General features: G+C 70.4%; 13 protein-coding genes. 3 read left to right on the forward strand and 10 right to left on the reverse strand.

The window, feature by feature from the left end; genetic code table 11:
- Window positions 1–122: 122 nt before the first annotated feature.
- The 3 genes from P2L57_RS10740 to P2L57_RS10750 form a co-directional block, all read right to left on the reverse strand.
- A complete protein-coding gene (locus P2L57_RS10740; RefSeq protein WP_275811855.1) occupies window positions 123–1,493 on the reverse strand; it encodes a S53 family peptidase in 1,371 nt (456 codons plus the stop codon).
- A 366-nt stretch (window positions 1,494–1,859) separates the two neighbouring features.
- Window positions 1,860–3,110 (reverse strand): S53 family peptidase, encoded by a 1,251-nt coding sequence (locus P2L57_RS10745; protein WP_275811857.1) that lies wholly within the window; start codon window positions 3,108–3,110, stop codon window positions 1,860–1,862.
- Between the two features lie 605 nt (window positions 3,111–3,715).
- A complete protein-coding gene (locus tag P2L57_RS10750; RefSeq protein WP_275811859.1) occupies window positions 3,716–4,684 on the reverse strand; it encodes a helix-turn-helix domain-containing protein in 969 nt (322 codons plus the stop codon).
- Between the two features lie 254 nt (window positions 4,685–4,938).
- Between P2L57_RS10750 and P2L57_RS10755 the strand changes: the two genes are divergently transcribed.
- A complete protein-coding gene (locus tag P2L57_RS10755; RefSeq protein ID WP_275811861.1) occupies window positions 4,939–5,703 on the forward strand; it encodes a G1 family glutamic endopeptidase in 765 nt (254 codons plus the stop codon).
- Between the two features lie 82 nt (window positions 5,704–5,785).
- Here the strand turns inward: P2L57_RS10755 and P2L57_RS10760 are convergent, their stop codons facing one another.
- The 6 genes from P2L57_RS10760 to P2L57_RS10785 all read right to left on the reverse strand — a co-directional run bounded on the left by P2L57_RS10760 (window position 5,786) and on the right by P2L57_RS10785 (window position 11,043).
- The gene (locus P2L57_RS10760) at window positions 5,786–6,604 is read right to left on the reverse strand and encodes a hypothetical protein (protein WP_275811863.1); all 819 of its coding nucleotides are present in this window, start codon (window positions 6,602–6,604) and stop codon (window positions 5,786–5,788) included.
- A 61-nt stretch (window positions 6,605–6,665) separates the two neighbouring features.
- Window positions 6,666–7,895, reverse strand: a complete 1,230-nt coding sequence (gene fahA, locus P2L57_RS10765) for a fumarylacetoacetase (RefSeq protein WP_275811865.1) — start codon at window positions 7,893–7,895, stop codon at window positions 6,666–6,668.
- Between the two features lie 108 nt (window positions 7,896–8,003).
- Window positions 8,004–8,141, reverse strand: a complete 138-nt coding sequence (locus tag P2L57_RS10770; RefSeq protein WP_275811866.1) for a hypothetical protein — start codon at window positions 8,139–8,141, stop codon at window positions 8,004–8,006.
- Window positions 8,142–8,318: 177 nt separating this feature from the next.
- Entirely contained in the window at window positions 8,319–8,855 is a 537-nt protein-coding gene (locus tag P2L57_RS10775) for a winged helix-turn-helix domain-containing protein (RefSeq protein ID WP_275811868.1), read from the reverse strand.
- Between the two features lie 85 nt (window positions 8,856–8,940).
- On the reverse strand, window positions 8,941–9,069 hold the full coding sequence (locus P2L57_RS10780) for a hypothetical protein (RefSeq protein ID WP_275811870.1): 129 nt from the start codon (window positions 9,067–9,069) through the stop codon (window positions 8,941–8,943).
- A gap of 747 nt (window positions 9,070–9,816) precedes the next feature.
- Entirely contained in the window at window positions 9,817–11,043 is a 1,227-nt protein-coding gene (locus tag P2L57_RS10785) for an acyl-CoA dehydrogenase family protein (RefSeq protein WP_275811872.1), read from the reverse strand.
- Between the two features lie 201 nt (window positions 11,044–11,244).
- Between P2L57_RS10785 and P2L57_RS10790 the strand changes: the two genes are divergently transcribed.
- The gene (locus tag P2L57_RS10790) at window positions 11,245–11,886 is read left to right on the forward strand and encodes a TetR/AcrR family transcriptional regulator (RefSeq protein ID WP_275811874.1); all 642 of its coding nucleotides are present in this window, start codon (window positions 11,245–11,247) and stop codon (window positions 11,884–11,886) included.
- 335 nt (window positions 11,887–12,221) lie between these two features.
- On the opposite strand, the gene def is transcribed toward P2L57_RS10790, so the two are convergent.
- The gene (gene def / locus P2L57_RS10795; protein WP_275811876.1) at window positions 12,222–12,752 is read right to left on the reverse strand and encodes a peptide deformylase; all 531 of its coding nucleotides are present in this window, start codon (window positions 12,750–12,752) and stop codon (window positions 12,222–12,224) included.
- Window positions 12,753–13,233: 481 nt separating this feature from the next.
- Between def and P2L57_RS10800 the strand changes: the two genes are divergently transcribed.
- Window positions 13,234–14,472 carry a Mur ligase family protein gene (locus P2L57_RS10800; protein WP_275811878.1) on the forward strand — a complete coding sequence of 413 codons (1,239 nt, stop codon included), beginning with the start codon at window positions 13,234–13,236 and terminating at the stop codon, window positions 14,470–14,472.
- Window positions 14,473–14,497 lie beyond the last annotated feature (25 nt).

Genomic DNA, 14,497 nt, shown 5'->3' on the forward strand with positions numbered 1-14,497 from the left:
CGACGCATCGAAGTCCGAACACCGGCAGGCCCGGCTCCCTCCGCAGAGGGGGCCGGGCCTTCGGTCACTCGGGGGACCCGGGGGTTGAAACCCCCCGGAGAACCATCACCCCCCGGGGAGAATCAGCGCATCCAGCTCGCACGCGCGAGGGCCGGGACGAAGCGGACCGCGTCGACGGTGCCGACGCCGGTCGCCATGTCGTAGCCCTTCACCGCGGTGTAGCCGGTGACACCCGCGTAGCTGTTGTTCGTGCCGTCCTTGACGTCCACGATCCCGGTGTTCGGGTTGTGCGCGGACTCGCTGTTCAGCTTGTACAGCGCCTTGTGGATGTCGCCCACCCGGTGGCCCGCCTGCTGGTCGGCGAGCGCGATGATGCCGGAGAACAGCGGGCTGGCCTCGCTGGTGCCGCCGGAGACGTCCCAGCCGACCGAGGTCGGGTCGTAGCTGGAGTAGACCCAGGCGCCACCGTCGACAGCCGCGGCCATGGAGATGTCCGGGGTACCGCGGCGGGTGCCGACCACGTTCTTCACGCTGTTCTGGAACGCCGGGCGGGTGAAGACGTGTGACTGCCCGCCACCGCCGGCGCCATGGTCGTTGTACACGCTCTCGGGCTTGATGCGGTCGCCCTTGTCGTTCAGGTGCAGCTGGGTACCGCCGATCGAGGTGACCAGCGGGTCCGAGGACGGCCAGGAGTTCACCCGGTACTTGTAGTAGCCCTTGCCGTCCGCGGTGTTGTCGGTCGCGCCGCCGTCACCGGAGGACGCGAGCACCGTCACACCGTGCTTGGCCGCGTCCTTGAACGCGTACCGCAGGTTGTTGATGCTGGAGAAGTCACCCTTGTCGAAGCCCGGGAACGTGTTCTCGGTGGCCCCGAAGCTCTGGGTGATGACATCGCCGATGTTGTGGTCGATCGCCCACTTCTCGGCGTCCATCATCTCCGGCAGGCCGGTGACGCCCTCGGTCTCCGCCACCGCGGTCTCGATCAGGACGATCTTCGCGTCCGGCGCGATGGCGTGGGCCATCTCGACGTCCAGCGTGGTCTCCCCGGCCCAGCCGGTCATGTCGGCGTTCTTCGGGTCCCACGGCGGGACGTTGCCCCACTTCTTGACCTCGACCTTGGTGCTGGGGATGCCGAACTGCTTGCTGTACACGTCCAGATCGTGCTGGACCGTCGGCGAACCGAACGAGTCGACTATCACGATCGTGCGCCCCTTGCCGGTGACGCCCTTCTTGTACAGCGGGTTCAGGTTGTACGCCTGACGGTACTGCAGCGGGCTGTAGCAGGCGAGCTTCCACTTCGCCTGGCACTGCTCCGTGGTCAGCGGGCTACCGACGCCCTTGATCAGGGAGTGGCCTGCGATCGCCGGGACCGCCTTGACCTGCGGCGCGGCGGCCGCTGTCCCGCTCAGCGGGGAAATCGCCGCAGCGGCGGCAAGGGCGGTGGCCCCGGCGGCTGCGGCCACGGCGCGCGGCCGGGGACGAACTCTTCGCATGAACTCTCCTTGTATGGAGGGAAGTCGTACTCAGACGACTGCGGCGATCCCATCTGGCAGGTCATGACCAGGACAAGAGTGTTTTGTTTTTACTATCAAATGCTTTACCTCCCTGCGTGATTATTTGCCCTCTAATGACCACTCCTTGACCGGAATTCACCTACGAAGCGGGACATTCGACCCTGTGGCGGCCCCCCTGGCCGTACTCCAAGGCGTTCCACGGCAGTTCCCGGCCACCTGCCCCAACACACCGCTACCCCGGTGGGCGTGATCGGGAATCAGCCCTCGCCGGGCCGGTTCAGCGCATGGCACCGGGCCCCGGCCGCATGGAGCGCGGCCGGGGCCCGGTGTACTACCTGACGGACGTCAGCCGGTGAACGCCTTGAGGCCGTTCGGGGTGCCGAGACCGGTCGGGCCGTCGTAGCCCTGACCCGCGTTGCACAGGTACGACGGGTTGCACGAGCCGTTGGAGCCCGAGGTCACGTCGTTCAGCGCGGACGGGTTCTTGTACGGGAACGACGCCGGGTTGCTGCCCGAGGACGGCGCACCGGCCAGCGCGTACACGCTGGCGATGATCGGCGACGAGGCGCTGGTGCCGCCGACGACCTGCCAACCGTTCGACTGGTAGGTGTCGTAGACCGCCACACCGGTCGCCGGGTCGGCGACGGCGGACACGTCCGCCACCGTACGCTTCGCGCAGCCGGTGTCCTTCTGCCAGCTGGGCTTGGCCGCGACCGTCGAGCAGCCGGAGCCGGTGCCCTCGCCGCCGCCGCTGGTACCCCACACCTTCTCGGTCCAGCCGCGGGAGCTGGAGTCCTTGGTGAGCGAGGTGCCGCCGACCGACGTCACGTTCGGCGAGGCCGCCGGGTACTCCACGCCGAAACCGGAGTCGCCCGCCGAGGCGGTGATGACGACACCGGGGTGGTTGAAGTACTGGGTGTCCGCCTGGGCGTCCGAGGCGTCCTCGCCACCGCCGTAGCTGTTGGAGACGAACTTGGCACCGGACTTGACGGCCTGGTTGACCGCCGCGCCGAGGTCGCTCATGTTCGCCGAGTTCGCCTCGACCAGGAGGATGTTGGCCTTGGGCGCGATGGCCGAGACCATGTCCAGGTCGAGCGAGATCTCACCGGCCCAGCCGGCGTCGGCCGACGGGTAGTTGGTGCCGCCGTTCTGGTCGATCTTCTTGAAGCAGCCGTCGCCGCAGTCCGGCAGCCCGTACTGCTTGCGGTAGGCGGCCAGGTCCTGCGCGGCGTTGGGGTCGTCCTGGGCGTCGACGATGGCGACCGTCTGGCCCGAGCCGTCCCCGGTGAGGTTGTACGCCTTGCGCAGGTCATCGGGGCCGAAGCCCTGCGGGGTGTCGTTGGCGCCGGCCACGTGGTGCTTGACCATGTCGGTCCGCACCAGCCCGAGGCAGGCCATCATGCCCGGCTTGCTGGGCTGCGAACACATCCGCTTGACCTGCGGCTGGCTGGCGGTGGCCGACGTCGTGGACGCCGCACCCGCCGGAGCGACGAGCGCGTAGGTACCGGCGACCAACGCGCTGAGCGACGCCGCGGCGATGGTGCCCTTACGAAGTCCGCGCTTGCGCTTGTGCGCGGAGGGAGACGATATGTGCAATGAACGGCCCTCCCTGGGGGGATGGGGACGGCGCGGTCGCCACCCTCGTCGGGTGGAGCGATCCGGACGCGATCCCGGGAAATCGCCACTCGTGCGCGTGCTGCTCCCTGACGTGATTGGGGCACGACAGGGGTGGGGGTAGCACATGGATGACAGGTCAGGCATGCCCATGACATGCAGCGAAACTGCCACCCCGCTGAGTGGTGTCTGGCGCTAGGAAGCTAGCCGAACGGACCGCCTCGGGACAAGGCCGCAACCACCTCACGGGCACCGCGAAACACCCATGTAACCAGGCCACGCCCCCCATATGGAAGGGGTGTTCGAGATCCGCAACCCCTCGACCGGCGGCAACACCGCCAACCCGACGCCATCCGTGGCCCCTTGCCGCAACTGCACCTACCTGCGGTAACGCATTAGCCAAGGGCTGGCAACGGAGCGGCCTCAGGGTGGCGCCTGACGCAGCGTCACCCGCGTTGGCCGGCCCGACGACCGCCGTCCGAAATTACGCAGGATTCCTCAAGAAATAATTTCGCCCGGCGCGCCACCGGTCGGACACCACACTCATAGCGGCAAGTCCTCGGCAAAACATCACAAACCGTAAGGCGCTACAGCAGTCCGGCGCGAGCCGCCTGGATGCCCGCCTGGAATCTGGTGCGCGCACCGAGCGCGTCCATCACCTCACGCACCCACCGTTGGACGGTGCGCGGTGAGACGCCCAACTGCCGCGCGATGCTGTCGTCGGTGAACCCGGCCGAAAGCAGCGTCAGAAGTTCACCCTTGCGGTCGCCCGCCCCCCGCGCCGGGCCGATCACGTCGGGCACCCGTACCGCCCGGTGCCAGTACGCCTCGAACATCCCGGCCAGCGCGTCCAGCAGGGACGAGGCACGGAGCAGTACCGCGGCCCTCAACTCCGACCCGGTGGCGACCGGCAGCATCGCCCAGCGGTCGTCCACCATGGCCAGCTTGCACGGGAGTTCCGGGAGCATCCGGGCCTCCTCCCCCGCCGCCACCACATCGCGGATCTCGGCCAGTCGGCCGGGGGCACTGACCGAACCCGCCTCGTACACCGCGCGGATGCGCACTCCCCGGCCCAGCAAGGAGCGCTCCAGCTCGGTGTCGGTGCGCGAGATGTGCGGAGGCTTGTCGAACAGCAGCAGGTGCCGCCGTGCGCCGTCCTGCATCTGCCGCCAGCGCTCGGCGATGGCGGCCTGGCCGGTGACCACCTCGACGAGGTCGGCCGCCTGCGGCTGCTGGGACCGCCGGTAAGCCCGCATCAGCTCGCTCACCCGGCCGCGAGTTCGCAGCAGTTCCTCCTCTCGGCGTAGCAGCAGCGCCTCGACGGCGACGTCCGGAGCGGCGGCCGACCAGCGGGCCGGAACGCCGTCATGCCGGGTGACCAGACCGCGTTGGGTGAGCGCGGCCAGCAGTCGCTCGGCGCGGTCGGGCGTGATGCCGAGCTCCGCGGCGAGACCAGCTGCCGTACAGTGCGGACAGGCCAGTACACGTAGATAGGTGTTCTGTTCCGCTTCAGGGATGCCAAGGCCTTCGAGCAGACCGCCCGAGGCCGCGCGCACTGACGCAGAGGCCGACTGGGTTCCGCCTGACACCGTGTGGAAACCGGCTGGGAACACCCTGACCGCCCTTCGGTTCCGGGCGGGTGAAGCTCGACGAGCGGTACCCGCCACCACCAACTATTGTGTCATGTTCTCGCCATGGCGGGTTCCGGTTGGCGCTTGGCTCTTGAGGGTTCACGCAGGCCAGACCCACGATGAACCCCGGTCTGACAGGCCCCCGAACATCGACTCCATCCCCCACAGGAGACCGGTACATGGGCACGAATGCAGGAACAAGACGTAATCGCTTCACCGGCAGGGCAGCGGCCGCGAGTCTGCTGCTCGCGGCCGCCGCTCTCGTCCCGGCAGGTGCCGGGTCGTCAGCGGCCGCCACAGCGGCGGGCTTCGGCCCGCACGCCGGCCGCTTCCAGGACAGCAACTGGGGCGGCTACGTCGCCTCGGGCAGCTTCAGCACCATCAGCGGCTCCTGGACCGAACCGCATGTCACCTGCAACAGCAGCAACGACCTGTTCGCCCCCTGGGTCGGCCTGGACGGCTACGGTTCGCAGACCGTCGAGCAGACCGGCGTGCAGACCGACTGCTCAAGCGGTTCGCCGGTGCTCTCCGCCTGGTACGAGATGTACCCCGCCGCGCCGGTGTACTGGAACGACCCGGTATCCGAGGGCGACAGCATCACGGCCTCGGTGGTCTCCAACGGCGGTGGCAGCTACACCCTGACGCTCACCGACAACACCAAGGGCTGGACCGAGCACGTAGACCAGAACCTCGGCGGCGAGAACGTCAGCGCCGAAGCGGTGATCGAGTCCCCCACCCAGAGCTATCCGTCCTTCAGCAGGCTGGACTTCTCCGGAGTGACGGTGGACGGTCAGCCGTTCGACGCCGCCAACCCGCAGACGTTCACCAGCGGCGGCTACTCACCGGGCCCGCTGTCCAACGGCTCGTTCTCCATGACGCAGGGCAGCGGCGTCGCCCGTACTCCCCACGCGCCCGCCAAACGGCCGAGCGTCATCCGCTACTGACGGTCGTCTCGCGGTAGCGTGAAAGCGATTGGTCGCCCGGGCCGCGCAGCCGGTCCGGGCGCCGTCGTCACCAAGCGCCGTGTCACTTGAAGATGTTGACGGCGCGCGCGATGACCAGTACGACCGTGATCAACGACACCAGGGACTGCCCGAGCATCAGCATCTTCGCCCAGCGCGACAACGGCATCACATCAGTGGGGCTGAACGCGGTCGCGTTGGTGAACGAGACGTACAGATAGTCGAGGAAGCCCGGCTCCCAGTGTGCGGGGGCGAGCTCCCGCTCCTGCATCTGCGGGAAGAGGAAGTCGGGGTACGGGCTCGCGCCCGCCGCCCGACTGGCCGGACCGCCCCGGTCCCACTCCCAGTACCAGAGCGCGAAGACAATGATGTTGGTGATCCAGATTCCGGCACCCGTCATCAGCAGCGGCCCGGCGTCCGCCCCCGCCGTACCGCGCACCAGGGCGCGCACCAGGCTGAAGGCGGACCAGCCGTTGGCCACGCTGACCAGCGCGGTCAGTATCAGACTGGCGGTGCGCAGCGGTCGCGAGTGCCGCTCGATCCGGTACGGACTGGCGGCGACCAGCCCCACCAGCAGAATGATCTCCAACAGCGGCAGCAGCCAGTGCGGGTGGATGGTGAACCGCGGTGGCAGTGCCCACTGCAGGCCGACGGCGACGACGATCGCCACGGTGACCGCCCAACGCTGCTCGCCCTGTGTAGAGCGTCGCCAGGCGGGCACGGCCGTCCGCTCGGCGCGCGGCTCGGCGGCCGCCGCGTCCTGAAGCAACCGCTCCATCCGGTCGAGCCGTGCGTGCAACTGCCCACCGAGCTGCCGCATTCCCTCGGGCTGGTGTGCCGGGCCGTCCGCCGAAGACCGGCCGTTCCCCTCCGTATCGCTCATAGGGCCATTGTGCGCCGTGCCCCGGGCGGGCCCGACCGCGACCGGGCCCGCCGGTGGCCGGCTACCGCACTGCGGGCAGCACCCGGCCGGTGACCTCGCCGAATCCGATCCGCTTGCCGTCCGGAGCCGGTGCCCACGCGGTGATGGTGACCTCGTCGGCGTCCTCCAGGAAGGTCCGGGACGCTCCGCCGCCAAGGCGCAGCGGATCACGGCCGTTCCAGGTCTGCTCCAGCAGGCAGCCGCGCTCGTCGTCGCCCGGACCGCTGACCGTGCCGGAGGCGAAGAGGTCGCCGGTGCGCAAGGAAGCGCCGTTGACCGTCATATGGGCCAGTTGCTGGGCCGCCGTCCAGTACATCGCGGCGAACGGCGGACGCGAGATGACCTCGCCGTTCAGCGCCACCTCAAGGCGCAGGTCCAGCCCCCACCCCTCGGCCTTGGCGTCGTCGAGGTACGGAAGCAACGGGGCGTCCCGGGGCGGCGGTGCGACCCGTGCGGCCTGCAGCGCGTCCAGCGGAACGATCCACGGCGAGACCGACGTCGCGAAGGACTTGCCGAGGAACGGTCCCAGCGGTACGTACTCCCAGGCCTGGATGTCGCGCGCGGACCAGTCGTTGACCAGGCAGACACCGAAGACATGGTCGGCCAGCGCGTCCAGCGGCACCCGCTCCGCCTGCCGCGACGGAGTGCCGACCACGAAGCCGACCTCGGCCTCGAAGTCCAGCCGCGCCGAGGGGCCGAAGACCGGCTCGGGATCATGGGCTGCCTTGTGCTGACCGGCCGGACGTACGACATCGGTGCCCGAGACGACGACCGTGCCGGCCCGCCCGTGGTAACCGATGGGCAGATGCTTCCAGTTCGGCGTCAGCGCCTCGCCGTCCGGCCGGAAGATCCGGCCGACGGTCGTGGCGTGGTGCTCACTGGCGTAGAAGTCCACGTAGTCGGCGACCTCGAACGGCAGTCGCAGCACGACCGCCTCCAGCGGGTGCAGCAGCGGTTCGACGGTCCGCCGGTGCTCGGGCTCGGTGAGCCATTCGGTGAGCGCACCGCGCACCCGCTGCCAGGTCTGCCGTCCCGCCGCCATCAGCGGATTGAGCACCGGATGCGCCAGGAGTTCCGCGTCCTCGGAGCCGAGGGCTCGGGCGGCGGCGCCCGCGTCGAGCACATGGTCACCGATCCGGACGCCGATCCGGGGTGATCCGGGGGCGTCGGCGGTGGTGAAGACCCCGTAGGGGAGATTGTGCGGGCCGAACGGGCCGCTTACGGCCGCATCCAGTGGGCTGACTTCGGGCATCGGTGGTGCCTCGCCTTCCACATCGCGGGTGAACGCGGAGGTAAGGCTACGGGTTGACCGGCCGTGGCGGTGGAACGGGGTCGGCCATTGAGTGCCGGCTCGCGCGGGCTACCAGCGGCGCAGCGCCATCAACCGGCGACGCACGTCGACGCGTTGCCGCTGGCGCCGCGGCTGGGGGTCCTCCGGGGCCTCGGGGGGCGGCGCGGTGTCCGGCGCTGATCGGTCGGCGTCCTGGTTCGCGTTCATCGCTGGCGCATCCTTAAGCCGGTCGGAGCATCGGTGATGGATGTCAGGACGTCCATCCCACGGCTGTTGGTTCCCCGCCCGGACGACCCAGCACCAACAACGGTGCCAGGGGCACCATGGTCACGCCACCGTGCCGCGGCGCCCGCCGCTCGGACCCCGCGGCCAGCTGGGCGCCGGTCAGTCGCGGGTGACCGGCGCGTACTTGTATCCGACCCGGCGGACGGTGACGATGCCCGCCCGGTGCTCGGGGCCGAGCTTGCGGCGCAGCCGTGCCACATGCACGTCGACGGTGCGGCCGTCACCGACATGGCCGTAGCCCCAGACCGTGTTCACCAGTTGGTCACGGGTGTGCACCCGGTGCGGATGGGCCACCAGGTGTGCCAGCAGCTCGAATTCGAGATAGGTCAGATCCAGCACACGGCCGTCGATGCTCGCCGTGCGGCGGTCGAGATCGATCTGGATCGGATCGTCCGACTCCGCGGGCCCGGCCGCCACCGAAGGTGGGGCCTGGTCGGCGGGGACGAGGACCAGATAGCCGACCATCGGCGGCTGTCCGGCCACAGCGGGCAGGGTGTGTCCGGGAGCTGGCATCCAGGTGGCGCCGGGCGGCAGGAAGTCCGGCGCCGGAACCACCTCGTCAGGGCGTACGGCGCGCAGCCGCTGCCGGGCCGGTACGGGGGCGTGCAGGGGCTGGGTGTTCGAGATGTTCGACATGGGGTCTCGGCTCTTTCGCGCGAAGGGGACGCATGGACGTCGTGCGCGGGGCCGGGCGGTGACGACGGCAGTGGCCGTTGACGGTTCAGCCGTGGACGCGGGCCCGCGCGGAGGTCGCGCGGCAACACAGACGGTCGAAGTGGTGCGCCTGCCGGGACGGCCAGAACGGCTCAAGGTCACTACGACCCGTCGCGGTGTCAATCAAGCTGGCCATGGCCCCATTGAACCAGAAGGTGTGTATCCATCGCGCGAGTTGATGCGGTACGCATCTTTCCGGCCGGAAATCCGGCCGGAAAGAGCACGGCCCACACCGCCCCCTCCACGAACTGCCCACAACGACGGAGCCATCCGTTTTGCCGCGATTCTCCTTACTATCTCCACCCGGCGGAGCGCCGCCGCCACCGGCAGGTGTGTGAGGCGCTGCTTGACTTCCGCTCGGCGCGGCCGGCCTGGGACCAGGCGGTCGGCCGGGCCCGCGCGGAGCCTGTGCGGCACCGTGGTCCGTCACCCCGGGCGGGTGAACTCGCCAAGGACGCACTGACCTTGACGGGGCGTGGCGGGATGCCACTGGAGGCTCATCTGCCGGGTCGCGACGCGCCGCCGGTAACCGGAGGCCGACGCGTTCACCGTGGCGCTGCGCTCGGCGACGGCGTCCGGGGCCCAGGCGATCCGCGAGCGCCGGGCCCCTCTTGGCGACGGCGCACCCGAGGCGCCGAGGGCGCTGGCGCGGCGGAACGGGGACGGCCCGCGGACCCGGTGCCGGCACGGGCCGCGGAGCCCATCACGGAGGCGCTCGAAGACCTGGCGCCCCGGCCCCTCGACGTCAACTGCCGTACGGGGGAAGGATGATGCGGGCGCCGCACGGGGGAAGCGGCGCCCGACACGGCAAGCATAGCGGACTGATGCCCCTTACATCTACCCCCGTCCGACGTGACGCCCAAGACACCGGGAACGCGATGGTTCAGCGGATCGGCAGACCCGAGATGGTGCGGGCGATCACCAGTCGCTGGATCTCGCTGGTGCCTTCGAAGATGGTGTAGATGGCGGCGTCCCGGTGCATCCGCTCCACCGGGTACTCACGGGTGAATCCGTTGCCGCCGAGGATCTGCATGGCCGACGCGGTGACCCACTTCGCCGTCTCGCCCGCATACAGCTTGGACATCGACCCCTCCGCGGCGGTGAAGGGCTTGCCCGCGGTGGCCATCCACGAGGCGCGCCACACCAGCAGCCGGGCGGCGTCGATCCGTGTCCGCATGTCGGCGAGAGTGAAGGCCACGCCCTGGTTGTCGATGATGGGGCGGCCGAACTGGACCCGGGTCTTGGCGTAGTCGAGGGCGACCTCGTACGCGGCCCGGGCGATACCGACCGCCTGCGCACCGACCGCCGGACGGGAGGCCTCGAAGGTGGCCATCGCCGCGTTCTTGATCCGCTCGCCGCCCGCGCGCTGCTTCTCCCGGGCGCGGGCCAGCCGCTCCTCCAGCTTCTCCTTGCCGCCGAGCAGACAGGAGCCCGGGACCCGCACCTGGCCCAGGACGACCTCGGCGGTGTGCGAGGCGCGTATGCCGTGCTTCTTGAACTTCTGCCCCTGGGACAGGCCCGGTGTGCCCGGCGGGACGATGAACGACGCCTGACCGCGGGCGCCGAGTTCGGAGTCGACGACCGCGACGACCACATGGACGTTGGCGATGCCACCGTTGGTGGCCCAGGTCTTGGTGCCGTTCAGCACCCATTCGTCCTTGGCCTCGTCGTAGACCGCGCGGGTACGCATGGCGGAGACATCCGATCCGGCATCCGGCTCGGAGGAGCAGAAGGCGGCGACCTTCACATCGTCGGCGGTGCCGAACATCTGCGGGACCCAGGTGCCGATCTGCTCCTCGGTGCCGTTGGCGAGTACGCCGACGGCGGCCAGCGTGGTGCCCACGATGGACAGGCCGATGCCGGCGTCTCCCCAGAACAGTTCCTCCATGGCGACCGGGATGCCGAGGCCGGTCGGGTCGAAGAACGCCTGGGCGTAGAAGTCCATGGAGTACAGGCCGATCTTGGCGGCCTCCTGGATCACCGGCCACGGGGTCTCCTCGCGCTCGTCCCACTCGGCGGCGGCCGGGCGCATCACATCGGCGGCGAAGCCGTGCACCCAGTCGCGGACCCCCTTCTGGTCGTCGTTGAGCTCCAGGCCGAAGTCGCCCATCGTTCCCCTCCACCTGCTTGTTACTTGCGGTAACCGCAGTGTGTTACCAGCGAGTAAGGATGTCAACCGCGGTCCGCCCAGCGGCCGTACTCGCGCCGGATCCGGGGCCGGGCCGCGAGAGAGCCGCAGAGCGTTGCGGCATTCCGCGGAAAATGCAGTACGTTGCGCACAGCGCGGAATCGAACGGGCGGGGAGGCTCGAGTGCAGACCAGCCAGCGACTGGACCAGCAACAGGCGGCGGAGAACAGGCGTCGGGAGCTGCTCGAAGCCGCGGACCGGGTGGTGCTGCGCGACGGGCCCGAGGCGTCCATGAACGCGATCGCGGCCGAGGCGGGGATCACCAAACCGATCCTCTACCGCCACTTCGGTGACAAGAGCGGGCTGTACCGCGCGCTCGCCAAGCGCCACACCGACGCGCTGCTGGACACGCTGCGTGCCGCGCTGGACACCCCGGCCGCCCGCCGCGAGCGGGTCGAGGCCACCTTGGACGCGTACCTGGCGGCAATCGAGGCGCGCCCGCAGGTGTACCGCTTTCTGATGCATCCCACCGAGGCCGCGGACGCCGAGAAGGATTTCGACACCAGACGCCACTCCGCGCCGCTACTGCGCCGACTCGGCGAGGAGTTGGCGAAGATCATCGCCGAACGCCTCGACCTCGGCCCCAACAGCGAGGAGCTTGCCCGGGTCTGGGGCCACGGAATCGTCGGCATGATGCACGCGGCCGGTGACTGGTGGCTCGGCGAACGCCCCTGCGAGCGCAGCCAGTTGGTGGCTCATCTGGCCGATCTGCTCTGGGGGCGCCTGGCGGCGGCGGGCGATGCCCCGGGCGGACCCGGGTTCTGACCGGGGGCGCCCGCGGCGGACGGGATTCGCCAGGTGCGGTGAGTTGGCTACCGCCGGACCACGACACCGTGGTTGCGCGCCGACGCGGCGGAGATTTCCTGGGGCGAGCCCCCCGAACCCTCTTAGGGGGCGAGCCCACAGACCTCCCGGGTACGGGTCCGGCTGACGGTCGCGCCCCAAGCCCCGGGCGGTGTCAGGAGCTTGCCCCCGACCGGAAAGTCCGTGGGGAGCGTGCCCACAGGAAAACATCCGCCGCGGCGGCGAGCAACCCCCGCGGCGGGGACCAGCGGTGTCCGAACCCGCCGCACCCCCCACCAGGATCCGCCGGAAGCGACCTACCGCACCCGCCGGGCGGCGCGCAAGGCGCGCCACCGACGCACACCGGTGAGCCGGTCGATGAACAACTCGCCGCCGAGGTGGTCGCATTCATGCTGCAGGCAGCGGGCGAAGAACCCGGTCCCCTCGATCCGCACCGGCTCGCCCCGCAGGTCGAAGCCCTCCACGACCGCGTGGTCGAAGCGCGGGGTCGCCGCGGTGACACCAGGCAGCGACAGACACCCTTCCGATCCGGCGACCACGACGCCGTCCACCGCCGTCAAGCGCGGATTGACCACGTACCCGAGGTGGCGGCGGTCCTCGTCGTCCGGGCAGTCATAGACGAACACCCTCGCCGGTACGCCGATTTGCGGCGCGGCCAGACCCACGCCGTCGGCGGCGTACATCGTGGCGTACATGTCCTCGACCAGCCGCGCCAGCTCCTGGTCGAAGTCGGCCACCTCGGCGGCCGCCGACCGCAGCACGGGGTCGCCGAGCAGCCGCATGGGCCGGACGGTTCCGGAGCTGCCGGGGATCGCGGCGCGTTTCATGGCGGCAAGATTACGGTCCCGCCCCGGCGGACCAGTCTGTCGGGGGCGAGCCGCCGAGGGTTGGAACTCACCCCGCGGCGATGCCCGCCGTAACCCCGAGTGGTCCGCCCACGCGGACCGGCGGTGCCCAACCCGCGCAGCCCACCGAAGATCCACCGGGAGCTCTCAGCACCCCAATCCCCCCCAACACCCGCCCCAACCGGGGTGTTTCACCTCCCCGACGGCCTACCACTCCCCGGCGGCGGCCCCCGACGGGCCCGGCCAGCGGCCCGTCGGCCGGTGGCGCGGTGCGGGGCCGGGCCGAGGACTCGATAGGCTGATCCGAGACCGAAGCCTCCCGCCCCGGCGGACCGGCGCGGACCGCGGGGGGTATCCCACCCGCGGCGCGGCACCGGCGGACGCGCTACGCCACCCCCATCCAGGCGGTGGTGGACCACGCGCCCGGAGGCGCGGTGCCGGACGCGAGGAGGATCGAAAGACGATGGCAGGCAACTCGGAGCCGCTGTCGCCGCGGGCGAAGCTGGCCGTGACGGCGGGCAAGGCTGCGGCGGCGGTGTCGCGCGCCGCGGGCCGCGGCAGCGGATCGGTGATCGGCGGCCGGGTGGCCCTCAAGCTCGACCCCGAGCTGCTGGGCCGGCTCGCTCACCACCTGGACGTGGTCCTGGTGTCGGCGACCAACGGCAAGACCACCACCACCCGCCTGATCGCCGAGGCGCTGGGGGCAGCCGGTCCTGTCGTATCCAACGCGCTGGGCGCCAACATGCCCGCCGGTATCACCTCCGCCCTGGCGGGCGGCTCGGACGCCCGGTACGGCGTCATAGAGGTCGACGAGAAGTACCTGGCGGGAGTCGCCCGCGATGTCACGCCGAAGGCCATCGCGTTGCTCAACCTGTCGCGCGACCAGCTCGACCGCGCCGCCGAGACCCGGATGCTCGCCGAGAAGTGGCGCGAGGGCCTGGCCGGTACCCACGCGATCGTGATCGCCAACGCCGACGACCCGCTGGTGGCCTGGGCCGCGTCCTCCTGCCCGACCGTGGTGTGGGTGGCCGCGGGCCAGGAGTGGAAGGACGACGCCTGGTCGTGCCCGTCCTGCGGCGGTGTGCTGCAGCGCCCCGGTGACGACTGGTTCTGCGGCGAGTGCGGCTTCCGCCGCCCGCAGCCCACCTGGGCGCTCTCCGGCGACTACGTCATCGCCCCGGACGGTGTCGCCTGGCCGATCCAGCTGCAGCTGCCCGGCCGGGCCAACAAGGCGAACGCGGCCACCTCGGCCGCCGTCGCCGCGGTCTTCGGCGTGGCCCCGAAGATCGCGCTGGAGCGGATGTACGCGGTGCAGGCGGTCGCCGGACGGTACGACGTGGTCTCGTACCTCGGCCGTGACCTGCGGCTGCTGCTGGCGAAGAACCCGGCGGGCTGGTTGGAGACCTTCTCGCTGATCGACGGCCCGCCCGCGCCGGTACTGCTGTCCGTCAACGCCCGCGGCGCGGACGGCACCGACACCTCCTGGCTGTGGGACGTGGACTACACCCGGCTCGCCGGTCACCCGATCTACGTGATCGGCGACCGCAAGCTGGACCTCGCGGTCCGCCTTGAGGTGGCCGGACTGCAGTTCCAGGTCTGCGCCGATGTGGACGAGGCGGTGCGCTCGGCGCCCCCCGGCAAGATCGAGGTCATCGCCAACTACACGGCGTTCCAGGATCTGCGCCGCGTCGTGGGCAACTGACCCGCCTACCAGGACTCCTACAGAA

This window comes from Streptantibioticus ferralitis (assembly GCF_029223525.1).
GTDB classification, from domain to species: Bacteria; Actinomycetota; Actinomycetes; order Streptomycetales; family Streptomycetaceae; genus Streptantibioticus_A; species Streptantibioticus_A ferralitis.

Bases quoted from the DNA above. Each gene is read 5' to 3' on its own strand.
- def (WP_275811876.1), bottom strand. From the start codon at position 12,752: ATGAAACGCGCCGCGATCCCCGGCAGCTCCGGAACCGTCCGGCCCATG.
- P2L57_RS10780 (WP_275811870.1), bottom strand. From the start codon at position 9,069: ATGGCCAGCTTGATTGACACCGCGACGGGTCGTAGTGACCTTGAGCCG.
- P2L57_RS10800 (WP_275811878.1), top strand. From the start codon at position 13,234: ATGGCAGGCAACTCGGAGCCGCTGTCGCCGCGGGCGAAGCTGGCCGTG.
- P2L57_RS10740 (WP_275811855.1), bottom strand. From the start codon at position 1,493: ATGCGAAGAGTTCGTCCCCGGCCGCGCGCCGTGGCCGCAGCCGCCGGG.
- P2L57_RS10760 (WP_275811863.1), bottom strand. From the start codon at position 6,604: ATGAGCGATACGGAGGGGAACGGCCGGTCTTCGGCGGACGGCCCGGCA.
- P2L57_RS10775 (WP_275811868.1), bottom strand. From the start codon at position 8,855: ATGTCGAACATCTCGAACACCCAGCCCCTGCACGCCCCCGTACCGGCC.
- P2L57_RS10770 (WP_275811866.1), bottom strand. From the start codon at position 8,141: ATGAACGCGAACCAGGACGCCGACCGATCAGCGCCGGACACCGCGCCG.
- fahA (WP_275811865.1), bottom strand. From the start codon at position 7,895: ATGCCCGAAGTCAGCCCACTGGATGCGGCCGTAAGCGGCCCGTTCGGC.
- P2L57_RS10785 (WP_275811872.1), bottom strand. From the start codon at position 11,043: ATGGGCGACTTCGGCCTGGAGCTCAACGACGACCAGAAGGGGGTCCGC.
- P2L57_RS10755 (WP_275811861.1), top strand. From the start codon at position 4,939: ATGGGCACGAATGCAGGAACAAGACGTAATCGCTTCACCGGCAGGGCA.